This window comes from Sphingomonas sp. UYAg733, from assembly GCF_054057355.1.
This window is the reverse complement of the sequence record NZ_JBSRZE010000017.1, coordinates 12,938-38,140: the sequence shown is the minus strand read 5'-3', so window position 1 is coordinate 38,140 and position 25,203 is coordinate 12,938. Positions and strand designations below refer to the sequence as shown.

Sequence of the window (25,203 nt, the reverse complement as noted above, 5' to 3'; positions counted from 1 at the left end):
AGGTGCGGATCGCGATCGCCACAGATGCGTGGACGCCCCAGGTAAACGGGGTCGTGCGGACCCTGCAAATGGTCCGTGCCGAACTCGAACGTCAGGGACATGAGGTGCTGATCGTCTCGCCCGATCTGTTCTATTCGGTGCCGTGCCCGACCTATCCTGAAATCCGCCTCGCCTTTGCCAGCACTCATGCGGTGGGCAAGATGCTTGAGGATTTCGCGCCGCACGCGATCCATCTCGCGACCGAAGGGCCGGTGTGCGTCGCCGCGCGACGCTGGTGCCTAGCGCGGGAATTTCCCTTCACCACCGCTTATCACACGCAATTTCCGGATTATGTCGCGGCGCGCACGGGTGTAAATCCCGAATGGATCTGGCGCTACATCCGCTGGTTCCATTCGCCCGCGCAATCGATCCTCGCCTCGACCCCGTCGATCGTCGAGACGCTGAAGTCACATGACCTGACGCGGATCAAGCATTGGGGCAGGGGGGTCGATCTATCGGTGTTCGGCACCCATGTCGTACCCGACCCGGAGATCATGGCGCTGCCCGGCCCGATCCAGCTCTATGTCGGTCGGGTCGCGGTCGAAAAGAATATCGAGGCGTTCCTGCAGACGAGCCAGCTCGGCACCCGGGTGATCATCGGCGACGGCCCGGCGCGCGCGGCGCTAGAGGCGAAATATCCCGAAGCGAAATTTCTTGGGCCCCGCTTCGGCGCCGATCTCGCCGCCTGTTATGCCGCCGCCGACGTGTTTGTGTTTCCGAGCAAGACCGACACGTTCGGGCTGGTGATGATCGAGGCGCTGGCTTGCGGCGTGCCGGTCGCGGGTTATCCGGTAACCGGCCCGATCGACATATTGACGCCCGGGACCGGCGCGATGGACGTCGACCTCGACATGGCGATCGCCACCGCGCTGACCCGCGACCGCCCCGCCTGTGCCGCCTATGGCCGGACCTTCACCTGGGAAGCGAGCGCGCATCAATTCCTGAGCGCGCTCGTCCCCGCGTTCGACGCGGCGTCGATCGCGGCCTGAGGCAAAAAGGTTTCAGGGGCGCCACCCGACTTCGATCAGGATGCGGCCCGGGGCAAAGCAATAGAATACCCAGCCGCCGCGGATCGCGCTGGGCGTATTCCAGATCTCCGCATCCGCCGCGGCCAGCCTGGCGTGGAGCGCGTCCACCGCCTCGCGCTGCGGCAGGATAAAGCCGATATGATAGGTCGCACGGCCGATCGACACCTGGTCCGAGCCACCGAATTTCGCGATCGGCCGGCTGATCACCAGCTCAAGGCCGGCATCGTCGGTCAGGATCGCCAATCCGTCATTGCCGCGCGTTTCGACTTCGCTGAAGCCGAAATGGTCGATCAGGAAATCGCGGGTCGCGGCGATATCGGGCACGTGAAGGTCGAGATGGTTCAGTCGCATTGTATCGCTCCAAAAAAGAGCTCGCGCTGGAACCAGGGACGACCGGCACACCCAACGCGAGCCCCCGGGCACAGGCCGGGCTCGCGTCGTGGGTTCTCACGCGGATGCGTGGAGCAGAGCTTCCGATTGGAAGGGGTCGGGCTTACCGTGATCCGACCCTGCCTTTTTCGACGGGGTGATGATAACCTTTCGGACCGGACAGCGCAAACCCGAAGCATGACGATCTTGTCGATTGCACGAAACCGCCCGATTCCCAAACCCGGTTAGACGACCGAACGCGCTACGCTTGCCACCCCGCGTCATCCGCAGTAAGTCGGGCGTCAGCACATGGCCGCTCCGAAAGGGGCGGCCCTTTCTGTTTTTAAGGAGTTCCCCCATGGCTCAGCCGCTCATGCCGCATGCGACCGCGTCGTGGCTCGTCGACAATACCTCGCTCTCGTTCGAGCAGATCGCGGAATTCTGCGGCCTGCACATCCTCGAAATCCAGGCGATCGCCGACGATACCGCCGCGACCAAGCTTACCGGCCGCGACCCGGTGCGCGCACACGAACTGACGCAGGAAGAAATCGACAAGGGTCAGGCCAACCCCGATTATTCGCTGCAGATCCTCAAAGGGCCCGAGCAGGTCCGCCGCACCAAGGGGCCGCGCTACACGCCGGTTTCGAAGCGTTCGGACAAGCCCGACGGCATCGCCTGGATCATCCGTAACCACCCGGAGATCACCGATGGCGCGATCGGCAATCTGATCGGCACGACCCGCACCACGATCGCCGCGATCCGCGACCGCAGTCACTGGAATATCGCCAATATCACGCCGAAGGATCCGGTGACCCTGGGTCTGACGACACAGCGCGAACTCGACGCGGCGGTCGGCAAGGCGGCCAAGGCGGCCGGCCTCGAAGCACCGGTCGATACCCGGCTTGAGGGCGACCGCGAGGCGCTGATCATCGAATTGCGCGCGCAGCGTGCACAGGCCGCGCTCGACGCCGAGGCGGTCGAGGCGGGCGACGTGCCGGTCTCCGCCGAACCGACCGCCGACACGCTGTTCAAGCGCTAAAGCTGTTCCCGCTCATCTTGCTTCCTCCCTTCCAGGAGGACAGCAGGATGCGGTGCCGAGCGATCCGGCAACAATTCGCGCGTGACTAACCTCGCATTCCGTTGCTACCCGCAACCTATGTCGACCGCGCCCCAATCCGATGCCGCCTTCGTTCCCGACGAGAGCTTCGTGCCCACCAGCCACAAGGGGCTGACCTACCCGTTCGGCGGCGCGGAGCCGGCCGATGGCGGTGTGATGACCGTCGCCGAGGGCGTGCGCTGGGTCCGGCTCAAGGTCCCCGGGCCGCTCAAACACGTCAATTGCTGGCTGCTCGACGACGCCACTCCGGAAGCGGGGGAGGGCGTCGCATTGATCGACACCGGCATGAATACGACCGATGCGCGCACCGCGTGGAAGACGGTGTTCAAGGGCCCGCTTGCCGGCATGCGCGTCACGCGGATGATCGGCACGCATTTCCATCCCGATCATATCGGCCTGGCCGGCTGGATGTGCGATCATCACGGCGCACCGCTGGTGATGACGCGCGGCGAATGGCTGACCGCGCAGATGCTCGTCGCCGATGCGCGCGACGCGATTCCGACGGAGGTCACCGCGATGCGCGTCGCGGCCGGCTGGAGCGATGAACAGATCGCTCATGCGGCGGAGCGCGGCTGGGCCGGCTTCCGTCGCATTGTCACGCCGATGCCGCTCAGCTTCACGCGGATCAAGGATGGCGACACGCTGACCATCGGCGGGCGCGATTGGCGGATCGTGGTCGGCTCCGGCCACAGCCCCGAACATGCCTGCCTGTACGACGAAGCCGCCGGAATCCTGATCGCGGGCGATCAGGTGCTGCCGCGGATCAGCCCCAATGTCTCGCTCGGCGTCACCGAACCCAATGCCGACCCGCTCGGCGAATGGTTCGATTCGATCGCAAAGCTCAAACTGCTGCCCGATCATCTGCTCGTGCTGCCCGGACATGGCGACCCGTTCACCGGCCTTCATGCGCGGCTCGATGCGATGGACCGCGAACATCGCGAGCGGCTCGACGAACTCGAAGTTTTCCTCGCCGAACCGCGCCGCGCGGTCGATGTCTTCGGTCGCCTGTTCCGCCGCGCGATCGGCCCGGACATGCTCGGCATGGCGACGGGAGAGGCGCAGGCGCACCTCCGCCGGCTCGAGGTAGAGGGTCGGGCGGTCAAGGACGTGGTCGACGGCGTGTGGTGGTATCGCGCGATCTGAGGCGTGCGGCGGGTCAGTGCGCGTCGTTTAGGACAGCACTTCCAGACCGTGTTTCTGTACGATGGTCAGCAATTTCAGCGCCATGCCGCTCGGTCGCTTGGCGCCGCTTTCCCACTTTTCCACCGTACTCCTGCTAGTATTCAGGTAGCGCGCGAAGACTGGTTGGCTGACATGGTGGCTTTCGCGTAACTCCTTGATGTCAGCGGGAACGATCTCGACCGGAACGTCGAGGCAGGCGGCATCAAAACGCCTCATCGTCGCCTTGTCGGCGGTCCCGGCGCGATACATGTCCGACACATTGCTGTGGATTGCCTCACAGGCATCGCTTTTGAACTTACGCTTTGTCGGCATGGCAAATCTCCGTGATAACTTTTGCCCGAAGGTCGGTTGCGATATCGGCATCCGTCTTTTGGCCATATAAATCGGCGAGTTCGCGAAAGGCGTGCAACTCACCATCGTCGATATTGGCCCGGTCCTTTTTCGCGAAAAGATAGGCATAGATCCAATAATCGCCGCCTTTCGCAAGAACGATCCTTCGATGCATATTTTTGTTCAGGCGCTTTTTGAACACCCCTTCGCCAAGGTCGTCGGCCTTTCCCTCGCGGACCTGTCTAATGGCGTCGCAAAGTTCGGCATCCGCGATGCGCGCTTTGCGCGCTGCTTTTGCGAACCATGAGGTTTTGAAAGTCCGCTCCACCGGCATCTCAAAAATATAGCACTGGGTGCTATATAATTCAAGCCGGTGCTTGTCCCCGCGCTCACTATGGCGTTTGGACAAGCTCGGTGCGAACGGGGTAGGGATGAAGAATACGCCGGGGGGCGACTCGTATCCGGAGCCACCGATGTCCGACATCCGCGACCGCGCCATTCAGATCTACGACGCCTTCACTCATGAACATCGCGATCGCCGCACCCTGTTGCGCCAGATGGCGGTGCTCGCCGGATCGGTCGCCGCCGCCGAGACACTGATCGCGGGGATTGCCGCGTCGCCCGCCGCCGCCGCGATGATCGACCCCGCCGACCCGCGTCTGGTCACGCGCAAGGACTTTTATAATATCGGTCCGGGCCGGAACATGACCGGGTATTTCGCCGCGCCGCGCGATGCCAGGGGTGCGGGCGCGGTCGTCGTGGTGCATGAAAATCGCGGCCTCACTCCACATATCGAGGATGTCGCGCGGCGCGTCGCGCTGGCCGGTTACTTCGCGGTCGCACCCGATTTCCTGTCCGATCAGGGTGGCACGCCGGCCGACGAGAACGCCGCGCGCGACCTGATCGGCAAGGCCGATTACGGCGCGGTAATCGCCAATGCGATCGGCACGATCGCACGGCTGAAGACGCGTGAGCACGGCAATGGCGAGGCGGGGATCGTCGGCTTTTGCTGGGGCGGCGCGCTGGTCGACCGCGTCGCGATCACGGCCGGCGACGCATTGTCGGCGGGCGTGTCCTATTACGGGCCGGCCCCCGCGCCGGAGGAAGCGGTCAAGGTACAGGCGCCGCTGCTGCTCCATTATGCCGGCAAGGACACCCGCGTCGCCGCGACCGGTGGTCCCTGGACCGAGGCGCTCAAGGCGGCGGGCAAGGATGTGACCGCCTATACCTATGATGGCGTCGATCATGCCTTCAACAACGACACGTCGAAGGAACGCTATGACGAGGCGGCGGCCAGGCTCGCCTGGGATCGTACGGTAGCGTTCTTCCACAGCCATCTTGACGGCTGAGAGCTTGTTTGAAAACTCGCGGGAGAGCGAGTTCTGAAGGCGGTTCCGGTCCGCTCCCCCTCCCGACCACCCACAGCGTATCCTGAATGGGTGGTCGGGAGGGGGAGCGGGCCGGAACCGCCGAAATGCGCCTTCAGCGCATTTTTAAACAGACTCTGACGCGCAAATGTTCCACTTGTGTTCCAGAACAATGAAGCGGAGAGTTCGATGAGCCTGATCTTCTATACCAACCCGATGTCGCGCGGCCGGATCATTCGCTGGATGCTGGAGGAGACCGGCGCCGATTATGAAACCGTCGTGCTCGACTTCGCCTCGACCATGAAGGACGACGCGTATCTGGCGATCAATCCGATGGGGAAAGTGCCGGCGATCGTCCATAACGGCCATGTCGTGACTGAGGGCGCGGCGATTTGCGCCTATCTCGCCGATGTGTTTCCGGATGCGGGCCTTGCCCCGCCGACCGCCGACCGGGCGGATTATTATCGCTGGCTGTTCTTCGCCGCGGGTCCGACCGAACAGGCGGTCAGCAACAAGGCGATGGGATTTACCCCGACCGCCGACCAGGGCCGCACGGCCGGTTACGGCAATTTCGACTTGATGGTCGATGTGCTCGAACAGGCGGTGTCGGCGCATCCCTATATCGCCGGCGACCGTTTCACTGCCGCTGATGTCTATGTCGGATCGCAGGTCGCATGGGGTTTGCAGTTTGGCACCTTGCCCAAACGCGACGCGTTCGACGCCTATGTAGCGCGGCTCGTCTCGCGCGAAGCCTATCAGCGCGCCGGTGCCAAGGATGACGCCTTGATGCCCGCGCCGGCGCCCGCCGCTTGATCATCACCGCACTGGCGCTGCTCGCCGCCGCGCTGGTGCGGCCGGAGGACGACAGGGGCTCGCTCGTGCCCGATTGCGGCACCGCGATGCCGGTCACCCGTGCCTTGCTCGGCAAATTGCCGAACGGCCGCTTCATCGGTTCGGGCATGGCAAAGGGCGGCGCAGTGCTGATCGGCGATCTCGACTCTGTGCATCACGGCAGCGTCGCATTCATGCGCAGCGGTCCGCGCTGGCGCGGCTGGGCGGTCCTCGGCAGCGCGTCCACCGTTGCCGCCTATCGCGCACCACGGAACGGCAACGTGTTCATATGGGCGATGATCGATGTCGAAGGGGCTGGACCGGGCCTGACCCAGATCATGCTGCCGGCCAATGGTGCGCGGCCGCGCTGTACGACGATCGACTGGCCCGCAGAACTCAACCGCCCAGCCTATGAAAGCGAATTTCTCGGCTTCGACAATTTCGCGCTCGACGCAAAGGGGCGCGGCAGCCTGACCGGCACCGCGGTGATCGAGCGCGACGGCAAGCCGCAACGCTGGTCCTATCGTTATACCACACGCGATGGCGGCCGTAGCTGGAGCGCACCACGCCGCGTCCGGGACATCACCGCCGGGCCCAGCGTCTATCGCCGCGTCGATGCCGCACCGGCAACTCTGATCGCGAGCTTGCGCGCGCAAGCCGGAGCGCGCTGACTTCGGGTCGCCCCAGGTGACTTGCCAAGCCGCGGGGCGGGCGGCAGGAACCGGATGTCATGGTACGGGAACACCTGGATGCTCGCTAATCTGGAACGCTGGTTCGAAAACGGCCTGTTCGCCTCGCGCTGGCTGCTCGCGCCCTTTTATGTCGGGCTGATCGTCGCGGTGCTGATTCTGCTCGGCGTGTTCGCGCGTGAACTGCTCTATTCCGTGCCGCATATGATGGGCCTGTCGGTCGAGGCGGCGATCCTCAAAGTGCTGTCGCTGCTCGACCTGGTGCTCGCCGCGAACCTAGTGGTGATCGTGATTCTCGCCGGTTACGAGAATTTCGTGTCGAAGATCGACACCGCCGGTCATGAAGATCGTCCGGGCTGGATGGGCACGACCAGCTTCGCCGGGCTGAAGCTGAAACTCTATGCGTCGATCGTCGCGATCTCGGGCATTCAACTGCTCAAGACCTTCATGGGCATCACCAGCAAGCCGGTCGACGGCGAATCGCTGATGTGGATGACGATCATCCACTTCGCCTTCGTGATCACCGCGGTGCTGTCCGCGCTGACCGACTTCCTGTCCGCCCGCAGCAAGGGCGCGGTGGGATAGGGCGTTTTCGAGCTGGTTGGATCCACCCCCGTTGGTTTCGAGCGAAGTCGAGAAACAGGCCATAAACGCTGCGAAAGGTTTCTCGACTTCGCTCGAAACGAACGGAAAGGGGTGATACTGTTCAGCAGACAAATGCTCTGAAACACCCTCCTTGAGCGGAGCGGCGAGGGTCAGCTTTCACGCCGCCCCGGCAACGCCGCCATCACCGCATCGCGCCACGCCGCCGATCCACTGGTCCAGCCGGCGATCTCGTCGATCGTCCGCGCGCATCCCGCGCACAATCCGGTCACGTCGTCGATCTCGCAGATATTGATGCACGGACTTTCAATCCGAACCACGGGCATTAATTCGAAAATGCCGTCCACGCCAATCAGTCGATAATGAGCTTGGCGTTCAGGAAGCTCGGCATCGGGCCGTTCCAGCCATCATCGGGCCCATCGTCGGGCTCGCGGCGGGTGTCGCGCACCGGACGGTCATCGCGCGCGGGACGTTCTTCACGTGCGGCACGTTCCTCACGGGGCGGCCGAGCCTCACGCGCCGGCCGCTCTTCGCGAGCAGGCCGCTCTTCACGAGTTGGCCGTTCCTCGCGAGCGGGCCGGGCTTCGCGCGCCGGACGCTCTTCGCGCGGGGGCCGTGCCTCGCGCGGCGCACGTGGGGTGCGGGCAGGGGCCTCATCCGCCGGCGCATCGGCCTCGGCCGGTGCCGCCTTGGGCGCACGGCCCTTGGCGGCCGGCTTGGCGCGCGATCGGCCGCGCGGCGTCGCGCCATCATCGTCGGCCGCGGCGATATCGGTCGCGCCTTCGTAACGGTCGATCTTCAGGCCCGTCAGCTTTTCGATATTCTGGATATTCTCGGCGTCTTCCGACGTCACCAGCGTAAAGGCGACGCCGGTCGCGCCCGCCCGGCCGGTGCGGCCGATGCGGTGGACATAATCATCCGGATGCCACGGCGCGTCGAAATTGAAGACGTGGCTCACGCCCTTGATGTCGAGCCCGCGCGCGGCAACGTCGGACGCGACCAGGATGTTGACGTCGCCCGCCTTGAACCGGTCGAGTTCGGCGATGCGCTGCGACTGTTCCATGTCGCCATGGATTTCCGACGACCGGAAACCCTGGCGCTGCAGCGCCTTGTTGAGCTCACGCACCGTGGTCTTGCGGTTGGAAAAGATGATCGCGGTGCGCACATCCTCGGCACGCAACAGCTCGGTCAGCTTCTCGCGCTTCTTGGACGACGTGACCGGCACGATCCATTGCTTGATGTTGATGTTCGCCGTGGCGGGCCGCGCGACCTCGATCGTCTTGGGATTGTCGAGGAACTTGTCGGCCAGCTTCTTGATCGGCGGCGGCATCGTCGCGGAGAAAAGCAGGGTCTGGCGCTGCTTGGGCAGCTTGGTGCAGATTTCCTCGATATCGGGGATGAACCCCATGTCGAGCATGCGGTCGGCTTCGTCGATCACCAGCAGCGAACAACCGTTGAGCAGGATCTTGCCGCGCCCGAACAAATCCATCAGCCGGCCCGGCGTCGCGATCAGCACGTCGACGCCCTTTTCCAGCGCCTTTTGCTGGTCGGTCATCGACACGCCGCCGATCAGCAACGCCATCGAAAGCTTGTGATACTTGCCGTATTTCTCGAAATTCTCCGCGACCTGCGCGGCGAGTTCGCGCGTCGGCTCCAGGATCAGCGATCGCGGCATGCGCGCGCGGCTGCGCCCCTCGCCCAGGATGTCGATCATCGGCAGGACAAAGGCGGCGGTCTTGCCCGTGCCGGTCTGTGCGATGGCGACGATATCGCGCATCATCAGGATGCTCGGGATTGCGCTCGCCTGAATCGGAGTCGGCTCGGTATAGCCGGACTCGTTCACGGCCTTGAGAAGTTCGTCGGAGAGGCCGAGATCGGCAAAAGTCATGCGGTATCCGGAAAAAACAAGGCTCGGGAAAAGCCACCGGCCAGCCATGTTGCGCTTGCGGATAAGAGCGCAAAAGTCAAGGTAAACGCGTCAGCCCATGCCCCGGCATGGGGTAATTGAAATCAGCGCTTCGTTTCGAGCCGCTTGAACGAAGCGATCGGACAGGCCTTTCCGGAACGCGCGCGAATGACATCGCGATCCGCGCACAGCATCCCGTCGGACGTCGGCTTGATGTAGAAACCATTGTAGAAATTGAGCGCGGGACAATCATCGTCGAGCTTCGCGCGCATCATGCTGCCATCGGCCATCATCAGGTCGACACTGTCCTTGCGCGCCACCGCGGAGCCGGCGAGCCGCTGCACCGGCACGCATTTCGGCCCCTTCTTCTCGGCGATACGCCGCACATCCTGTTCGATCGGCACGCGCGGTTCCGCCATCGGGCCGACCGGCGGGCGCGGAATACGAATGATGATCCGCTGCCGGATCGTCAGCTGGGCCAGCACGACGCCATCGACGTGCCCCTGCTCCTCGGTCGGGGCGGGCGCGGCGAGCAACAGAATCAGGGTGGGAACGATCGGATTCGGCATTGCCACCAGCCGTAGCGCAAATGCTTGAACAGTCGATGAACTAGGTTGGGTTGGGGGATTGGGGGAGGGGAGGTATTGGTGTTGCCCTTAGCGAGAGGCGGCGGTCGATATAGCTGGTACCGGCGCTGCTCGGCTGGACTTGGGCCGTAAGCAGTCTGTCGGGATTCCAGCAACCTCCACAACGAAACCGCCATTCGTCTGGATGCTGCCGATCGGCCTGCGGGGACGGAAAGTGGCCGCAGCTTTGTCACTGCCGCCCGAAGGACACGACGTCCAATTGGCGCAAGATGGGCGCCGCCTGCGAACTTAAGGAGGTAGAGAGCAGCGCCGCGATTGCTGGCACCACGTGCTAGCACTTTCTGCCGTCCTAAAAGCGTGAGCGGCATTTGCATGTGAGCCGCTCCTCATCGTGCCGGATAGCGACGAGCCTCAATAGTCGTTGCCGAACCCGCCATCGATCCATTTTCGGAGCTCCGCGATCACGATCGCGAAGTCGCGCGGTTCGTGCGGCCCACCTTTATGGGTGATCCCGACCACCGCATCCTGATCGTTGACTACCGGCCCGCCCGACATGCCCTGGGCGAGCTTAAAGTTCACTTCGAACAGCTGGATGCCGCTCTTTTTGGTCGTCGAACTGACGGTCCCTCCTCGCACATTGATCTTGTCCGCAGGACCAAAGTCCGGAAAGCCGATCGCGGACACGGAATCGCCGGTCACGGCCGCTATGATGCTCTCCGCGAGCTCGTAATAATCGGTTGCCGGGATGGCGTGCGACAGGACCGCCACATCGCGCTGTTTAGAATAATGCGCGATCTCGACCTTGAACGTATTCGACGGTCTAGATGGGTGGTGAAGGGTCGCTTCCTTGACGCCCTTGACGCAGTGCGCGGCGGTCACGAGCCCGACCCCTTCCAGGAAGAACGCGCTGCCCTGAAGGTAATGGTCGAGGTCGTCGAGGTTGATTTCAATAACCCACACCGAGCGATCGATACGCTCGTCGCGCGTCGGCTGGACCTTGATCGGCTGATCCGGGAAGGCCTTGTTGAAGCGCAGCGCGAGCGCGCGATAGACTGGGTCGGCAAGGCCCTTCACGTTGCCGAGCCAGGCGATTTTGCCTTTGAGATGGGCGGAGATGGTCGATTTTCCGCCGAAGCCCGCAGCATAGCGGGTCTGGGCCGCTGCGGCGTCTTTCTCGATCTCGAACAATGCGGCACGGACGTTCCGGATGAAGCGGCGATCGACGTTGAGCCCTTCATTGACCTTGAGGCCAGTTACCACGCGCCGCGAATGCTTGTCGGCGTAGTGGATCTTTTCGGGGTTTAGAGTGAACCCGTTACCGGAAAACGCAGCCTGCAAGTTCGTAGACAGCAGTTCAGGTAAAACAGGGCCGGCGCTAGGCAAGACGCCCTCGAACAATGGGGAAAGCGGTCGCAGGCTCGAGAGGCTGATGTCGTCAGCATAGCGGGTATAGATGCACTTCGCGTCCTTCGCGACTTTCAACAGAGCGCGATCCATCCGGAAGCAGACCATGTTCGAGAGCACCGGGCTGGCCGGACCGCCCTGTGGCAAGTGGCCGCCATAGCAACAGATGCGGGCGATCGTCTCCGCGACGGCGCTCGGCACGCCGATACTGCGTAACACGCCATGCACGCGTGTTTCCGTGATTGAGGAGAAGAAGTCCTTGATATCCAGATTGAGGATGAAGCGTTGCCTGACGTGCGAGGTCGCATTGGACTTCACCGAGCGGCCGATGATGTAGCCGTGCACTGGGTTGCGCACAGGGTAGAGCTTGTCGAGCTGTTCGGCGATGCGTCGCTGCAGATACTTCAAACGGCGGTCGGGCGCGTTAATCAGCCTCGGCTTGCCATTCTTCTTTGCCACATCGAAATTCTGATACATTTTTTCGCGGTGATACCAGATCTTCTTCAGCTCGGCCGGGGACACGTCGAGACATTCAAGCAAGGCGGCCTTACTTGACAGCTCGGGCGGGATCGGGACCTGAACAGTGACGCCCAAACCTGGCCAGCCTTGAGGCACGAGGTCTCCCTTCCAATCACGCCACGGTCAATCATCAATCATCATGGCGCGCACGACATGCCTAGACATTAGCTCTTACGCCGCAGTTGCTACAGCGCGTATGCGAGGGGAGACCTCGTACGGCGCTATTATCACCGCAGTTCGGGCATTTCCAGCACGACTTACATAATCTACCATCAGGGCAAGACGCCAAACCGGCAGAAGCGACCATATCGCCGACAGGGCATAACGATGATCACCGACCTGCCGACTGTGGAAGACATAAACGGATCAGCCCATGCGCTGCTAAATATGGCTTGGGAGACTGCGCTCGGCGTTTTTCGCCTCCTCAAGAATAGCGAACTCGAGAACTGGGATGATGACGGGAGCGTCCGCGCTGAATATCACCAATCGCGCCAGCCGGCGCTGCGCCACGCGTTGGTCATGGTCCATCAGGCGCAAGAGCTCGGCCTAAAGGCGCGGATCGCCGAAGTCAGCCCCTATCTACTGCTGACCGGCGAACCGCGACTATGGCCTGCGAAATGCGATCGACGGCCTACCTCGTTCGAGGAATTTCGGACGATCGACGCTTCGGACCTCTTACGCGTGCATGATACGGTCTGCACGGCGCGGCTCGACCCGAACTTCGCACGGCTGTTCGAGGAGGGACGCCGGGCCCGCAACAAGATCGTACATCTGGGCGGGCACCGCATAGTGTCGGAAGCGCGCGATGTCCTTCTGCTCATTCTGGAGACTCACGCCGCGCTCTACCCCGGTCAACGTTGGGCCACCGCGCGGATGCATTACGAGCTTAACGACGGGTACGCGATCGCGATCGGAACCGGCGTCGAGCACGGCTTGCTCAATGACTTCGCCTTGTTGCAAAAGGTAATCGAGCCGCGCCATATACGCCGGCATTTCGGGTTCGACCGCAAACGTCGGGCATTCATGTGCCTCAGCTGCTCAAGCGACCAACTCGATTGGGAGGCAGGCTCCCGCTTCGCGCAGCTGGTCGATGGCAGCAGCGATCAGCTATTCTGTGCGGTCTGCACCCAGATCCACACTATATTGCGGGAAGTCTGCGGTGTGGAAGGATGCCGCTGCGATGCGCTTGCATCCGACGGATATCACTGGGGAAAGTGCCTCCATTGCAACCAAGTTAACGAGACGCGTGAACCGGAACGCCGCACCAGATTTGGCGCATTCATGGATGGGCGGATCGCGGCCGAGTCCGCGAAGGAGGCGGCCTCCTGAACCTGTAGAGACCCGCCTCTTTCCTGTCAGTTATGCCATGCGGACCCACATTTCCAACCTGTCGGCAATGCGTCAGGCCGAAGGTTTTGATCTCACCCAGGCACGAGGGAGCGATCGATGTTGCGACTTGCCGGAGCTTGGCATAGCACCAACGCGCGAACCAACTTGACTTCGCCGGGCCGCCCCTCCCAGACATGCCAAACGGCAGGTTTCGCAACGGATATCTGATGACCCTCGACATTCGTGGAAGCCTGAAGAACACCAAAATCAGCTCGAACCGCTATGTCGTTCTTGAAGAGTTGATTTCCAATTCAATCGACTCCTTCCTGATTCGGCAACATCAAGACCCGGCGAGGCGGAGCCTTGACGTCAAGCTTGTCGTCGAGATCGTGGCGAGTGGTTTACTCGGTGATGGACACGTCATGTCGGTTTCCTGCGCCGACAATGGCTGCGGGCTGGGCGACGAGCAAACCGAAGCGTTTCTCACCAAAGACACGTCCTATAAGGACGACCTGTCGATCGCGGGTATCGGCAAGTGCAAGGGCGCCGGACGCATTCAGTTCTTCCACCATTTCGAACGAGTCGGCATCCGTAGCACCTATCGCGACGGGGCCGAGGTGCTCACGCGCACGCTGCCTATGCTTGCCGGCCGCAAGAGGATCGAGCTTGCGGACTTCACGACATCGAGCGGCAATGGTGCGGATATCGGGACGACCATCACGCTGGCTGGCCTTATTCCAGCCGCGCAGGAGCGGCTTTATCGCACCGATCCGCTGACCGACGTGTTCTCGGCCGCAAACATTCGCCGCTATATGCTGATCGCCTTTCTGCAGCGCCTCGTCAGCCTGAAAAGCGAGCTCGGCGCATTCACCATCGCGTTCGAAACCCAATTTCCCAAGGATCGAATCGAAACCGCGAGCCTCAGCGCGGCCGATCTGCCGCCCGTCACCGAAGTGAGAGAAGCGCAAGTCGAAGAGCGAGACCCGCGATCCGGCGATCCGCTTGGAAGGACAGCCGGCTTAACGCTATCGCATTACAAGCTTGACGCAGCGACGTTCGACCTCCCGAGAAACGCGATCTCTTTCTGCGCGAAATCGTCACCTGTGGAGGATATCACCCGACGCTATTTGCGAACCGTGGCTGAGCAGAACCGAGCGATTGACGGGTTCCATCATATTGTTCTGATCGAAGGCGAGCTTCTCGACCGGCGAGTGAACGAGCAACGTGATGGGTTCGACGGAATCCCCGACGAAATCCCGGTCGGCGACCTCTTCGCGGATGAGACAGTATCTTATGCAGACGTCTACGAGCAGATCGACCCGATCATCGACGAAATGGTGTCCCCGTCTGGCTGGAGCCGCGATCAGGTCCTTGCCGACATCACTGCGAAATTCGGGCTCAATGCTGGCATGCTCGAAGACACCACGACCAGGGTCGTATATGGCGACAGCGCGAAGAGTGTCGCCGAGCGCGTGCTGCGCAAGTATCAGGAACGGATCATTTCCGACACTGCCGAGATCTTCGACCTGAGGGAGGGGATCGAGAATGCGGAACCTCACACGGCCGAGTTTCGGCAGAAGATCCACGAGCTGTCATGGAAATACGCGTCATCGCTCAAGACGTTCGACATGGTAAACCTGTCGCAGCTGGTGGTGCGCCGGACGGCGATCGTTGAGATCCTCAACCTCGCACGGCAACGGCAGCTTGCGATCCAGGCTGTCCCCGAAGGTACGCGGCGCCAAGACGAGCGCATCATTCACAGCATCTTCTTCCCAATGAGGAGGGACAGCACCGAGACGTCGGACCACGATATCTGGCTGCTGAGCGAAGAGTATCAATATTACGACTATATCGCCTCGGACAAACCGCTCGCGCAGATCGAGTGGTGCGATGGCGAGAAGCTGTTCGATCCGAGCATCGATGATGAGTTGACGGAGACGCTCCGCCGCCGCGCCAAGGAGAATGGCGCGATGCGGCCGGACATTGCGATCTTCAACAAGGAAGGTTCAGCGATCATCATCGAGTTCAAAGCGCCCGGCGTCAGCCTGGACGACCATACAGGCGACCTGTCGGAATATGCTCATTTGCTTGCGGCAAAATCGAACGGAAAACTCAAGAAGTTTTACGGCTATCTGATCGGAGACGAGATCGCGCCACTGAGGATGGCGGGGTGGACGCGTTTCGCTGCCGGCCAAGGGTATTTCCGGTCTACGCCATTGCAAGATCCGGAAACGGGCCGCAATCTCGGCGAACTGTACGCCGAGACATTGTTCTTCAACGATATCGTCGATCGGGCGAGCAAGCGGATCGGTATCTACCGTGAAAAACTGCAAATCGATTTTTCGAAAAAGTAACGCACCCATTTATCATTAGGCCCGGGCCGAAGCCAAACACCCAGATGCCTGATGGAAACTCTCCAAGCTTCTAAACTTGGCCATTCATCCGCACAACCGAGCCATGATGAACGAACGGCCGCCTTAGGGATCGATTGCGCTGATCGTGTACGACCGAAGTTAGGGCGCGAAGCGGACACGGCCCGCACCCCGGCTTGGGCCACCCGGCGCCAAAGGCCCCCAGATGGCAATGGCCCCCCCGCCTGACCGGCGGACAATTGTCCAGCCGCCTCAACCGTGTCTAAGGAGCCGCACGCACCTTCTCGAAAAGCGCGCGATGCGCTCCATACATTTGTGCGGTGATGTCCATTATTCGAGCCTGACCATGTCCGACCGATTCAAGATTTTGCTTCAGCATCTGTTGCCCAAGCAGCACCTGACCAGCCTCGCCGGCCGGGTCGCGGGGGCGCAGGGAAGCGCGATAACCCTCCCGCTGATCCGCTGGTTTGTTCGCAAATACGGCGTCGATATGAACGAGGCCGCAAATCCCGACATCGCCAGCTACAACAGCTTCAATGAGTTCTTCACTCGTCCGCTCAAACCTGGTGTCCGGCCTCTGGCCGCGGCCGATTTCGTCTGCCCGGTAGACGGCGCGATCAGCCAGTTCGGCGCCATCGACGACCATCACATGCTGCAGGCCAAGGGCCATCGCTTTACCACCACCGACCTGGTCGGCGGCGACATTGCGCTGGCAGCCCGGTTTCGCCACGGCAGCTTTGCCAATTTATACTTGTCGCCCAAGGATTATCACCGCCTGCACATGCCCTGCGACGGCAAGCTGACGCGCATGATTTATGTGCCGGGCACACTATTCTCGGTGAACCCGACCACGGCGCGCGGCGTGCCCAACCTGTTTGCGCGCAACGAGCGCGTGGTGTGCGTGTTTGAGTCGTTGGAATATGGTCCGTTCGTGATGGTGCTGGTCGGCGCGACCATCGTCGGCAGCATGGCCACCGTTTGGCACGGCGTGGTCAATCCGAAGCGCACCGGCAAGGTCTCGGAATGGACCTACGTCGATGGAGACATCGTGCTGAAGAAAGGCGAGGAAATGGGTCGCTTTCTTCTCGGCTCTACGATCGTGATGCTGTTCGGGCGCGACACCATCGCCTTCAACCGGGACTGGGCGCCCGAACGGCCGGTGCGCCTCGGCGAAATGATGGGCAATAGCCGGGCTGAGCGCCTTCCGGCGTCGCGTGCTCAGGGTTGACACAAGCGGACAACCATCGATGAAAGTCGATTATGATAAGCAAGAACCCTTTGGCCTATGTCGCGATTTTCGCCCTTTGCGTCGCTGTTCTGTTGAAGGTTTGGGTTTTCAGCGAGAGTTCGTGGCCGATCTATGTCTGGCTTCCATTCCTGTTGCCCGCGCTTTGGGCGCTGTCGACATTTCGGGAGCGGGCCGATCCGGGGGCAAAGGCCTTTGACTTCAACCCAAAACGCGGACTGCTTTGTTTCTTCGCGGGTCTTATCGTCCTCCCGATATTGGCGGTGATAAATGCGGTCTTCGGTGCAGAACTGCCCCTGAGCTCGATGTTCATTTATACTGGGGCTGGTGCGGTTATACTTGGCATTGGGGGCACCTTCACCGAGCATATAGACATATAGTGTCACGCCCACCCCCGTGTGTCGGGCATTGCCGCGAAGAGCCAGTCGCCACAGCCGTTGCACCGCTCCGCTTTTCGCCTTGATTGAATATCGGCAAGATTCAAATCGCGCCCTCGTTATGTCTTCTCGGGCGGTCGCCTAGGCGTGCCCACCAGGATTCGAGCTGACCCATGAACACCGCCCACGATATCTCCCGCTATTCCAGTAAGGACCCCGAAAATTCCCGCGCCGTTCCAACAAAATTCCCGTAAGATTTCCCGTAAATTCCCGTAGAACGCTCGAAAATGCATTCTCCCGTAGCGGTTCCCGTAGCCACGGGAATTCGGGGCCATCGCCGCGCACCGAACACCCGGGCGCCGAACGGAATGAACCCGCCGATTCAATCTCGCCAGTTCTGCCGTTAGCCCCACCGATGAACGGCACGTCACCACCGCCGACCCGCTCTTTCACATGACGAGAAACAACCACGATCCTTCGTTGCGGAAAAACGAGCGACCCGTTGAACGAGTCCGCCTTCGCCAAGCGCCAAACGAACACGCCACCGCCACCACAAACCACACCACCCACACCCCCACCCAAACACCAGGTTTGGCTCACATCCCCGCACGTGATAGCGCGCTTCGCCATGACGCCCGCACAATCCCGGCTGATCGACGCCGTCCGCACCGCGCTTGGCCCCAAGGCGGTATTGACCGACGCGGCCGATATCGAACCTTGGCTGCACGACTGGCGCGGGCGCTATCACGGCACCACGCCGGCGATCCTCGCACCCGACAGCCGGGATGGCGTGGCGTTGATCGTCGCGCTGGCCGGCGAACATGGCGTCGCGATCGTGCCCCAGGGGGGCAATACCGGGATGGTCGGCGGCGCGGTGCCGCCGGCGGACGGGACCGCGCTGATCCTGTCGCTGCGCCGCCTCAACCGGATCCGCAGCCTGTCGCCGGCCGACAATCTCGTGGTCGCGGAGGCGGGGGTGATCCTTGCCGATCTCCATGCCGCGGCGCTGGCGCAGGGGCGGCGCTTTCCGCTGACGCTGGGCGCACGCGGCAGCGCGACGATCGGCGGGCTGGTCTCGACCAACGCCGGCGGGACTCAGGTGCTGCGCTTCGGCACGATGCGCGCGCTGGTCGCCGGGGTGGAGGCGGTGCTGCCCGACGGGTCGGTCCATGACGGGCTCGCCGCGCTCAAGAAGGACAATCGCGGTTACGACCTCGATCAGCTGCTGATCGGGGCGGAGGGGACGCTCGGCGTGATCACCGCCGCCACGCTGCGCCTGGTGCCCGCGATCGCCGCGCGCGCCGTCGCCTGGGTCGGCGTGGCCAGCCCGGAGGTGGCGCTGCGCCTGCTCCGCCGGCTCGAGTCCGCGACGCAGGCGGTCGAAAGCTTCGAGATCGTTCCCGCCGATACGCTCGGCCTGGTCCTGCGTCATATCCCGGGCACGCGCGCGCCGCTCGACGGCAACCATCCCTGGCACGTCCTGATCGAGGCGGTCACGACCGATACGGGTGGCGACGCGGGGGGCGATGCGGGGGGCGAACCGCCCGCCGCCTTGCTCGAACGCCTGCTCGCGCCCGCGCTTGGCGACGGGCTCGCCGCCGATGCGGTGATCGCCGCGAGCGAGGCGCAGGCTGAGGCTTTCTGGCACATCCGCGATTCGATATCGGAGGCCGAACGCGCCGCCGGCCCCGCGGTGCAGCACGACATATCGGTGCCGGTCGCGACCATGCCGCGCTTCATGATCGAGGCCGCGGCGCAAAGCGAGGCGGCATTTCCCGGCACCCATGCCAGCGCCTTTGGCCATCTCGGCGACGGCAATGTCCATTTCCATGTCCGCGCGCCGGTCGGGATCGACGCGGCGCGCTGGTATGCGGATGACGCGCCGCGCGTGACGCGTTTCGTCAACGACCTGGTCGTCGCCAGTGGCGGGTCGATCTCGGCCGAACACGGCATCGGCCAGATGAAGCTGGGTGAGCTCGAACGCCTGTCCTCGCCCGCGCGGATGGCGACGTTGCGTGCGATCAAACGCGCGCTCGATCCGCATGGGTTGCTCAACCCCGGAAAGCTCGTGACGCTTGCGCCCGCGCCCGCCACATCATAGAGCCACGAACCATTCGTTTCATGCGCCCCAGAATCGTCTTGGGAAAGGTATCGCCCTTGGGGGTCCGGGGCGTACAATTCAGCCCGATAATTTCGATGGAGAGTCCGATGGCCAGCGCGCCACAACAGCAATCGCAACTGCCGCTTTTCTACAACGCGCTCGAGCCCCTGTCGTCGGAGGCCCATGCCGCGTTCCATTCGCGGCAGATGGATCGCGCGCCGTTCCTCATCAACCAGCACGCGATTCCGGTCACGGTCGACGAATTCCCGCTGGCGCAGCGCTTCATGCCGATCGTGTTCACCGCCGGTGACGATTCGATCCCGATCGCGCTGATGGGCCTGAACGAAGGTGTCAACGTCTTCATCGACGACGAAGGCAAGCTGATCGAGAATAATTTCTACGTGCCGGCCTATGTCCGCCGTTACCCGTGGATGCTCGCGCGGTTGCGCCCCGATGCGCAGGAATTGTCGCTTTGCTTCGATCCGACGTCGGAAGCGATCGGCAATTTCGAGGACGGCCTGGCGATGTTCGAGGACGGTCAGCCGACCCCCTTCGTCAAGGACATCCTGGCGTTCAACGAATCGTTCGAACAGGCCGGTGCGCGCACCAACAACTTCATGCGCGAGCTGAAGGAACTGGGCCTGTTGATGGAGGGCGAAGTCTCGATCCAGCCGGATGGCGCGGATCAGCCGTTCCTCTATCGCGGTTTCCAGATGGTCAATGAGGAAAAGCTCAACGAGATGCGCGGCGATCAACTGCGCAAGATCCAGAAGAACGGTATGCTGCCGCTGCTTTATGCGCACCTCTTCTCGCTCTCGCTGATGCGTGACATCTTCGCCCGTCAGGTACAGCTCGGCAAGATGCCGGCCCCTCAACTGACGGTCTGACGACACAGGCGAATGCGCGGCGCCCTTGCCGGCACCGACCGTTACGGCAAGGGCGCGCTGCGCCACCATTTGGTGCTGCGCGACGGCGCGCTGGTGCGGATGCTGCCCTGGGTGCGGGGCCGGGATTAAAGGCGTCGTCTACGGACCATTCGCCCGGAGCTTGTCGAAGGGCGCGCCCATAAGCGGGCGTCGCTTGTGGCACCGGGACTTCGACCGGCTCAGCCCGAACGGATTTGGGTGGCGTCCCGGACTCCGTTAAGCTGCGCTCAACCGGCCTTTTTCTCGAACAGGCGCTGCATCACCGCGCTCGCCGCGACGCTGATCGCATCGGCGATCTGCCGGACATCATCCACCCCGGTCTGGGCGGCGTTGCTCGCCGTCTCGGTCGCCTTCGCTGTGACCTTGCGTCCAGCCTGGCTGCGCGCGGCGGCGGCCACGATCGCGGTAATCCCGGCGGCGATCACTTCGCGCCCGATCGGGCTGTTGGCCTTTTCGAGCAGCGCCGCGCCCGATTTACGCAATTCCCTGGGCACCTTGATCCCGGCGATCCGCTTGGGCAGCTTCGCCGCCTTGGCCGCACCGCCGGCCTTTGCCGCCTTTGCTGCCTTGTCCTTCTTCGCCATCATCGGTCCTTACCATGTGTATTGCGTATCTAATACACGAAAGCGCACCGCAGGTCCATGACGGCGCGGGGATAACTCATGGGACGAGGTAATCGTCGCATGTCGGCAGGGGGTTATCGAGGGCATAGCTGCCCGTCGCCGCATCGAACGACAGGGTGCGTCGGTAACTGCACAGCGGATCGACGGCCCATTTCACATCCTTCTTGCGCAAGGGCGCCGCCGCCAGCGAATCCGCCTGGCGCGACACGCGGCCGGGGAAGCTCTTCGCGCTGGTCGTGAACAGGAAACGCGGCGGCCCGCTCGCCACCGCCGGGTCGAGCGTCAGGTCGCCGTCGAACGCATATTCGTCATGACACGCGCCCGCGCGCTTCGCCATGTCCGCCTCGCTGAAGCACGCCCGGATCATCGCCCATCCGCCAGACGGAACGCTCAGCACCGGCTTCATACCGGCAGCGGAGTTCAGCGCGATGAGCTGCAGCATCGTCGCACTGGCTCCGCCGCCGGAATAGGAGGTCGAGGCGGTCGTCTCGACACCGATCAGCACGCGTGCCCCGGCCGACGCCTCGACCACGATATGCGGCCAGATCGCGACGCGCGCATCGCCGCTTTCGTCGGGGATCGCGAAGCTTGCGACCGGCACCGCACCGTCCGGCGCGGGCAGGCGGTCGAACACATGAAGCGTCCAGACATTGGCATCCACGTCGCGGCTCAACTGCGCGCAATATTTCCGGTCGGCGGTACAGTGCAGCGCCGATGCACTGGCGCTGGCCTCGTCCACCACCTTCTTGCCCGCCACCTTATCGCCAGGCTGCGGCTTGATCGCCGCGAACGCCTCGATCCGGTTGCCCGCCCGATCCGTCTGTATGGCGGCGCTCCCCGCAGAATCAGTCGGAGCGGAACCAGCAAGCAGCAATGGGATTATGGTCAACAGACTCATGCTCATGCGGCGCTCCTTCGATCGGCGACTCTCCGTCTCGCGCCCGCGGCCATCGCGGGCAAGTGCTTTTCCACGTCCGATCGCATCTGTGATCCGCCCGATGTTGCTAGTCACGCACCGGCATCCCACATGCCATGCTTCTCCTTGCCCAATCCGAACAAATATGGAACACGTCACCGCATGCTGACTCATATTCCCAAGCGCGCGTGTTCGCGATGCTGACCCACATAAGCGTCCGCGGCGCGCGCGAACACAACCTCAAGAACGTGTCGGTCGACATCCCGCGCGACACGCTCACGGTGATTACCGGCCTGTCCGGATCGGGCAAATCGAGCCTCGCCTTCGACACCATCTATGCCGAGGGTCAGCGCCGCTACGTCGAATCGCTCAGCGCCTATGCGCGCCAGTTCCTCGAACTGATGCAGAAGCCGGACGTCGACCATATCGAAGGGCTGTCGCCGGCGATTTCGATCGAGCAGAAGACCACCAGCCGCAACCCGCGCTCGACCGTCGCGACCGTGACCGAGATCTACGATTACATGCGCCTGCTCTGGGCGCGCGTCGGCATTCCCTATTCGCCCGCCACCGGCCTGCCGATCGCCGCGCAGACCGTCAGCCAGATGGTCGACCGCGTGATGACCCTGCCGGAGGGGACGCGGCTCTATCTGCTCGCCCCGGTGGTGCGCGGCCGCAAGGGCGAATACCGCAAGGAACTGGCCGAATGGCAAAAGGCCGGCTTCACCCGCGTGCGCATCGACGGCGAAATCCATGAGATCGACGAAGCCCCCGCGCTCGATAAGAAATACAAGCACGACATCGAAGTCGTGGTCGATCGCCTGGTGATCGGCACGGGCATCGCCACGCGCCTCGCGGAAAGTTTCGAATCCGCGCTGAAGCTCGCGGACGGGCTGGCCTATGTCGATCTGGTCGATACCACGGTGGCGGAGCTGTCTTCGAACCGGGTGAGGGAAGCCCCACAGAAGTTCCTCGCGGAAGGCCAGTCTCCTCTCCCCTCGGGAGAGGAAGGGGCCCAGCCGCAGGCTGGGAAGGTGAGGGTGACCAACTCCGCCGCCTCCGGTCACCCTCACCCAACCCTCTCCCAAGGGGAGAGGGCTATCGACGGCGGCGCGATGAAGGGCGCCGGCGTCCCCGAAAACCGCATCGTGTTCAGCGAAAAATTCGCCTGCCCGGTCAGCGGCTTCACCATCGCCGAGATCGAACCGCGCCTGTTCTCCTTCAATGCCCCACAAGGCGCGTGCCCGGCGTGCGACGGCCTGGGTGAAAAGATGCTGTTCGACGAGGATCTCGTCGTCCCCAACCACGCGCTCAGCATCAAGAAGGGCGCGGTCGTGCCCTGGGCCAAGTCCAATCCGCCATCGCCTTACTACATGCAGGTGCTGGGCAGCCTCGCGCGCGAATTCGGCTTCAGCCTCGATACGCCATGGGAGGAATTGCCCGGCGAGGTGCAGCTGATCATCCTCCACGGCACCGGCGGGCGTCCGGTCACGCTGACCTTTGTCGACGGCCGCAAGTCGTACGACGTCAAGAAGCCGTTCGAGGGCGTGATCGGCAACCTCAACCGCCGCCTGCTGCAGACCGAAAGCGCGTGGATGCGCGAGGAACTGTCCAAATACCAGAGCAGCGCCGCGTGCGAAGTGTGCCACGGCGCGCGCCTCAAGTCCGAGGCGCTGGCGGTCAAGATCGGCATGCGCGACATCTCCAGCGTCACCCGCCTGTCGGTGGTCGACGCGCTGACCTGGTTTCAGAATGTCCCCGCCGACCTGACCGATCAGCAGAACGCGATCGCCGAACGCATCCTGAAGGAAATCCTCGAACGGCTCGGCTTCCTCAACAATGTCGGGCTCGACTATCTCAACCTCAACCGCACCAGCGGCACCTTGTCGGGCGGCGAAAGCCAGCGCATCCGCCTCGCGTCGCAGATCGGCTCAGGGCTCTCCGGCGTGCTCTATGTGCTCGACGAACCGAGCATCGGCTTGCACCAACGCGATAACGACATGCTGCTCAAGACGCTGCGCCGCCTGCGCGATCTCGGCAACACCGTGCTGGTGGTCGAACATGACGAGGACGCGATCCGCACCGCCGATTACGTCATCGACATGGGCCCCGGCGCCGGCGTGCATGGCGGCGAAGTCGTCGCGCAAGGCTCGCTGGCGGAGGTGCTCGCGACCAAAGGCAGCATCACCGCCGACTATCTCAACGGCACGCGCGAAGTCCCGATCCCGGACAAGCGCCGCAAGGGCAATGGCAAGAAACTGACCGTGCACAACGCCACCGCCAACAATCTGCGCGGCGTCACGGCCAGCCTGCCGCTCGGTACCTTCACCTGCATCACCGGCGTGTCGGGCTCGGGCAAGTCGAGCTTCACCATCGACACGCTCTACGCCGCCGCCGCGCGCAGCCTCAACGGCGCACGCATGCTCGCCGGCAAGCACGACAAGGTCACCGGCCTGCAATATCTCGACAAGGTGATCGACATCGATCAGTCGCCGATCGGCCGCACCCCGCGTTCCAACCCGGCGACCTATACCGGCGCTTTCACGCAGATCCGCGACTGGTTCGCCGGCCTGCCCGAAAGCGCGGCGCGCGGCTACAAACCCGGCCGCTTCAGCTTCAACGTCAAGGGCGGCCGGTGTGAGGCATGCCAGGGCGACGGCCTGCTCAAGATCGAGATGCACTTCCTGCCCGACGTCTATGTGACGTGCGACGTGTGCCACGGCGCGCGCTACAATCGCGAAACGCTGGAGGTGAAGTTCAAGGGCAAATCGATCGCCGACGTGCTCGACATGAATGTCGAGGACGCGGTGGAATTCTTCAAGGCGGTCCCGCCAATCCGCGACAAGATGGCGATGCTGGCGGAGGTTGGTCTCGGTTACGTCAAGGTCGGCCAGCAGGCGACGACCCTGTCCGGCGGCGAAGCGCAACGCGTCAAGCTCGCCAAGGAATTGTCACGCCGCGCGACGGGTCAGACTTTATATATCCTCGACGAACCGACCACCGGCCTGCATTTCGAGGATGTACGCAAACTGCTCGAGGTGCTGCATCAGCTGGTCGAGCAGGGCAATACGGTCGTGGTGATCGAGCACAACTTGGACGTGATCAAGACCGCCGACTGGGTGCTCGACCTTGGGCCCGAGGGCGGGGTCAAGGGCGGCGAGATCGTTGCCGAGGGCACGCCGGAGCAGGTCGCTAAGGCGAAGGGGTCGTTTACAGGGCATTATCTGGCGCCGTTGCTGGCGAAGGGCGGCGCGCGAGAGGAGACGGTGGCGGCGGAGTGAGGGATGTATCCAGATAGGTTGGACTTACTTGACATGTCGAGTTTTCCCTCGTCCCTGCAACTGA

Annotated in this window: 23 protein-coding genes; 14 read left to right on the top strand and 9 right to left on the bottom strand. The window is 63.0% G+C overall.

The window, feature by feature from the left end; all coding sequences use genetic code 11:
- Positions 1 to 2 precede the first annotated feature (2 nt).
- Positions 3 to 1,028, top strand: a complete 1,026-nt coding sequence (locus tag ACVWZA_RS18980) for a glycosyltransferase family 4 protein (RefSeq protein WP_457312928.1) — start codon at positions 3 to 5, stop codon at positions 1,026 to 1,028.
- 12 nt (positions 1,029 to 1,040) lie between these two features.
- Here ACVWZA_RS18980 and ACVWZA_RS18975 read toward each other — a convergent pair whose 3' ends face one another.
- Positions 1,041 to 1,418 (bottom strand): VOC family protein, encoded by a 378-nt coding sequence (locus ACVWZA_RS18975; RefSeq protein ID WP_457312927.1) that lies wholly within the window; start codon positions 1,416 to 1,418, stop codon positions 1,041 to 1,043.
- 376 nt (positions 1,419 to 1,794) lie between these two features.
- Between ACVWZA_RS18975 and ACVWZA_RS18970 the strand changes: the two genes are divergently transcribed.
- Together ACVWZA_RS18970 and ACVWZA_RS18965 are read left to right on the top strand one after the other, a co-directional pair.
- The gene (locus ACVWZA_RS18970; RefSeq protein WP_457312926.1) at positions 1,795 to 2,475 is read left to right on the top strand and encodes a cell cycle transcriptional regulator TrcR; all 681 of its coding nucleotides are present in this window, start codon (positions 1,795 to 1,797) and stop codon (positions 2,473 to 2,475) included.
- 117 nt (positions 2,476 to 2,592) lie between these two features.
- The gene (locus ACVWZA_RS18965) at positions 2,593 to 3,696 is read left to right on the top strand and encodes an MBL fold metallo-hydrolase (RefSeq protein ID WP_457312965.1); all 1,104 of its coding nucleotides are present in this window, start codon (positions 2,593 to 2,595) and stop codon (positions 3,694 to 3,696) included.
- Positions 3,697 to 3,723: 27 nt separating this feature from the next.
- On the opposite strand, the gene ACVWZA_RS18960 is transcribed toward ACVWZA_RS18965, so the two are convergent.
- Both ACVWZA_RS18960 and ACVWZA_RS18955 read right to left on the bottom strand, forming a co-directional pair.
- Positions 3,724 to 4,047 (bottom strand): helix-turn-helix domain-containing protein, encoded by a 324-nt coding sequence (locus ACVWZA_RS18960; protein WP_457312925.1) that lies wholly within the window; start codon positions 4,045 to 4,047, stop codon positions 3,724 to 3,726.
- Positions 4,031 to 4,549 (bottom strand): type II toxin-antitoxin system RelE/ParE family toxin, encoded by a 519-nt coding sequence (locus ACVWZA_RS18955; protein WP_457312923.1) that lies wholly within the window; start codon positions 4,547 to 4,549, stop codon positions 4,031 to 4,033. The genes ACVWZA_RS18960 and ACVWZA_RS18955 overlap by 17 nt, the downstream gene beginning before the upstream one ends.
- On the opposite strand from ACVWZA_RS18955, the gene ACVWZA_RS18950 reads away from it, so the two are divergent.
- The 4 genes from ACVWZA_RS18950 (at position 4,539) to ACVWZA_RS18935 (ending at position 7,537) form a co-directional block, all read left to right on the top strand.
- The gene (locus tag ACVWZA_RS18950; protein WP_457312922.1) at positions 4,539 to 5,414 is read left to right on the top strand and encodes a dienelactone hydrolase family protein; all 876 of its coding nucleotides are present in this window, start codon (positions 4,539 to 4,541) and stop codon (positions 5,412 to 5,414) included. The genes ACVWZA_RS18955 and ACVWZA_RS18950 overlap by 11 nt on opposite strands.
- A gap of 207 nt (positions 5,415 to 5,621) precedes the next feature.
- Complete coding sequence (locus ACVWZA_RS18945) at positions 5,622 to 6,245, top strand: glutathione S-transferase family protein (protein ID WP_457312920.1); 624 nt, start codon at positions 5,622 to 5,624, stop codon at positions 6,243 to 6,245.
- The gene (locus ACVWZA_RS18940; protein WP_457312919.1) at positions 6,242 to 6,934 is read left to right on the top strand and encodes a hypothetical protein; all 693 of its coding nucleotides are present in this window, start codon (positions 6,242 to 6,244) and stop codon (positions 6,932 to 6,934) included. Before ACVWZA_RS18945 ends, ACVWZA_RS18940 begins: the two co-directional genes overlap by 4 nt.
- A gap of 78 nt (positions 6,935 to 7,012) precedes the next feature.
- Positions 7,013 to 7,537, top strand: coding sequence for a TIGR00645 family protein (locus ACVWZA_RS18935; protein ID WP_457312918.1), 525 nt, complete (start codon positions 7,013 to 7,015; stop codon positions 7,535 to 7,537).
- Between the two features lie 170 nt (positions 7,538 to 7,707).
- On the opposite strand, the gene ACVWZA_RS18930 is transcribed toward ACVWZA_RS18935, so the two are convergent.
- From ACVWZA_RS18930 to ACVWZA_RS18915, 4 genes are all read right to left on the bottom strand, one after another.
- Positions 7,708 to 7,875, bottom strand: coding sequence for a DUF1289 domain-containing protein (locus tag ACVWZA_RS18930; protein WP_457312917.1), 168 nt, complete (start codon positions 7,873 to 7,875; stop codon positions 7,708 to 7,710).
- A gap of 32 nt (positions 7,876 to 7,907) precedes the next feature.
- Positions 7,908 to 9,443 (bottom strand): DEAD/DEAH box helicase, encoded by a 1,536-nt coding sequence (locus ACVWZA_RS18925; protein WP_457312916.1) that lies wholly within the window; start codon positions 9,441 to 9,443, stop codon positions 7,908 to 7,910.
- Between the two features lie 122 nt (positions 9,444 to 9,565).
- On the bottom strand, positions 9,566 to 10,030 hold the full coding sequence (locus ACVWZA_RS18920) for a hypothetical protein (RefSeq protein WP_457312915.1): 465 nt from the start codon (positions 10,028 to 10,030) through the stop codon (positions 9,566 to 9,568).
- Positions 10,031 to 10,459: 429 nt separating this feature from the next.
- Positions 10,460 to 12,067: a reverse transcriptase domain-containing protein gene (locus tag ACVWZA_RS18915; protein ID WP_457312914.1), complete on the bottom strand. Its 1,608-nt coding sequence runs from the start codon at positions 12,065 to 12,067 to the stop codon at positions 10,460 to 10,462.
- Between the two features lie 231 nt (positions 12,068 to 12,298).
- On the opposite strand from ACVWZA_RS18915, the gene ACVWZA_RS18910 reads away from it, so the two are divergent.
- The 6 genes from ACVWZA_RS18910 to ACVWZA_RS18885 all read left to right on the top strand — a co-directional run bounded on the left by ACVWZA_RS18910 (position 12,299) and on the right by ACVWZA_RS18885 (position 20,283).
- Positions 12,299 to 13,300, top strand: coding sequence for a hypothetical protein (locus ACVWZA_RS18910; protein ID WP_457312913.1), 1,002 nt, complete (start codon positions 12,299 to 12,301; stop codon positions 13,298 to 13,300).
- Between the two features lie 227 nt (positions 13,301 to 13,527).
- Positions 13,528 to 15,654: a hypothetical protein gene (locus ACVWZA_RS18905; RefSeq protein WP_457312912.1), complete on the top strand. Its 2,127-nt coding sequence runs from the start codon at positions 13,528 to 13,530 to the stop codon at positions 15,652 to 15,654.
- Between the two features lie 508 nt (positions 15,655 to 16,162).
- Positions 16,163 to 16,900, top strand: coding sequence for an archaetidylserine decarboxylase (asd, locus tag ACVWZA_RS18900; RefSeq protein WP_457312911.1), 738 nt, complete (start codon positions 16,163 to 16,165; stop codon positions 16,898 to 16,900).
- A 32-nt stretch (positions 16,901 to 16,932) separates the two neighbouring features.
- Complete coding sequence (locus tag ACVWZA_RS18895) at positions 16,933 to 17,298, top strand: hypothetical protein (RefSeq protein ID WP_457312910.1); 366 nt, start codon at positions 16,933 to 16,935, stop codon at positions 17,296 to 17,298.
- A gap of 625 nt (positions 17,299 to 17,923) precedes the next feature.
- Positions 17,924 to 19,396: an FAD-binding oxidoreductase gene (locus ACVWZA_RS18890; protein WP_457312909.1), complete on the top strand. Its 1,473-nt coding sequence runs from the start codon at positions 17,924 to 17,926 to the stop codon at positions 19,394 to 19,396.
- A gap of 107 nt (positions 19,397 to 19,503) precedes the next feature.
- On the top strand, positions 19,504 to 20,283 hold the full coding sequence (locus ACVWZA_RS18885; protein WP_457312908.1) for a SapC family protein: 780 nt from the start codon (positions 19,504 to 19,506) through the stop codon (positions 20,281 to 20,283).
- 266 nt (positions 20,284 to 20,549) lie between these two features.
- Here the strand turns inward: ACVWZA_RS18885 and ACVWZA_RS18880 are convergent, their stop codons facing one another.
- Positions 20,550 to 20,906, bottom strand: coding sequence for a hypothetical protein (locus ACVWZA_RS18880; protein WP_457312907.1), 357 nt, complete (start codon positions 20,904 to 20,906; stop codon positions 20,550 to 20,552).
- Between the two features lie 76 nt (positions 20,907 to 20,982).
- On the bottom strand, positions 20,983 to 21,849 hold the full coding sequence (locus ACVWZA_RS18875) for a hypothetical protein (RefSeq protein ID WP_457312906.1): 867 nt from the start codon (positions 21,847 to 21,849) through the stop codon (positions 20,983 to 20,985).
- Positions 21,850 to 22,058: 209 nt separating this feature from the next.
- Between ACVWZA_RS18875 and uvrA the strand changes: the two genes are divergently transcribed.
- Positions 22,059 to 25,139, top strand: coding sequence for an excinuclease ABC subunit UvrA (gene uvrA, locus ACVWZA_RS18870; protein WP_457312905.1), 3,081 nt, complete (start codon positions 22,059 to 22,061; stop codon positions 25,137 to 25,139).
- The last annotated feature ends 64 nt before the right edge of the window (positions 25,140 to 25,203 follow it).

What these genes read in the sequence shown, in the direction of transcription:
- ACVWZA_RS18975 (WP_457312927.1), bottom strand. Translation starts at nt 1,418, where the DNA reads ATGCGACTGAACCATCTCGACCTTCACGTGCCCGATATCGCCGCGACC.
- ACVWZA_RS18970 (WP_457312926.1), top strand. Translation starts at nt 1,795, where the DNA reads ATGGCTCAGCCGCTCATGCCGCATGCGACCGCGTCGTGGCTCGTCGAC.
- ACVWZA_RS18965 (WP_457312965.1), top strand. Translation starts at nt 2,593, where the DNA reads ATGTCGACCGCGCCCCAATCCGATGCCGCCTTCGTTCCCGACGAGAGC.
- ACVWZA_RS18960 (WP_457312925.1), bottom strand. Translation starts at nt 4,047, where the DNA reads ATGCCGACAAAGCGTAAGTTCAAAAGCGATGCCTGTGAGGCAATCCAC.
- ACVWZA_RS18950 (WP_457312922.1), top strand. Translation starts at nt 4,539, where the DNA reads ATGTCCGACATCCGCGACCGCGCCATTCAGATCTACGACGCCTTCACT.
- ACVWZA_RS18955 (WP_457312923.1), bottom strand. Translation starts at nt 4,549, where the DNA reads ATGTCGGACATCGGTGGCTCCGGATACGAGTCGCCCCCCGGCGTATTC.
- ACVWZA_RS18945 (WP_457312920.1), top strand. Translation starts at nt 5,622, where the DNA reads ATGAGCCTGATCTTCTATACCAACCCGATGTCGCGCGGCCGGATCATT.
- ACVWZA_RS18935 (WP_457312918.1), top strand. Translation starts at nt 7,013, where the DNA reads ATGCTCGCTAATCTGGAACGCTGGTTCGAAAACGGCCTGTTCGCCTCG.
- ACVWZA_RS18925 (WP_457312916.1), bottom strand. Translation starts at nt 9,443, where the DNA reads ATGACTTTTGCCGATCTCGGCCTCTCCGACGAACTTCTCAAGGCCGTG.
- ACVWZA_RS18920 (WP_457312915.1), bottom strand. Translation starts at nt 10,030, where the DNA reads ATGCCGAATCCGATCGTTCCCACCCTGATTCTGTTGCTCGCCGCGCCC.
- ACVWZA_RS18910 (WP_457312913.1), top strand. Translation starts at nt 12,299, where the DNA reads ATGATCACCGACCTGCCGACTGTGGAAGACATAAACGGATCAGCCCAT.
- ACVWZA_RS18905 (WP_457312912.1), top strand. Translation starts at nt 13,528, where the DNA reads ATGACCCTCGACATTCGTGGAAGCCTGAAGAACACCAAAATCAGCTCG.
- asd (WP_457312911.1), top strand. Translation starts at nt 16,163, where the DNA reads ATGAACGAGGCCGCAAATCCCGACATCGCCAGCTACAACAGCTTCAAT.
- ACVWZA_RS18895 (WP_457312910.1), top strand. Translation starts at nt 16,933, where the DNA reads ATGATAAGCAAGAACCCTTTGGCCTATGTCGCGATTTTCGCCCTTTGC.
- ACVWZA_RS18890 (WP_457312909.1), top strand. Translation starts at nt 17,924, where the DNA reads ATGACGCCCGCACAATCCCGGCTGATCGACGCCGTCCGCACCGCGCTT.
- ACVWZA_RS18885 (WP_457312908.1), top strand. Translation starts at nt 19,504, where the DNA reads ATGGCCAGCGCGCCACAACAGCAATCGCAACTGCCGCTTTTCTACAAC.
- ACVWZA_RS18880 (WP_457312907.1), bottom strand. Translation starts at nt 20,906, where the DNA reads ATGGCGAAGAAGGACAAGGCAGCAAAGGCGGCAAAGGCCGGCGGTGCG.
- ACVWZA_RS18875 (WP_457312906.1), bottom strand. Translation starts at nt 21,849, where the DNA reads ATGAGCATGAGTCTGTTGACCATAATCCCATTGCTGCTTGCTGGTTCC.
- uvrA (WP_457312905.1), top strand. Translation starts at nt 22,059, where the DNA reads ATGCTGACCCACATAAGCGTCCGCGGCGCGCGCGAACACAACCTCAAG.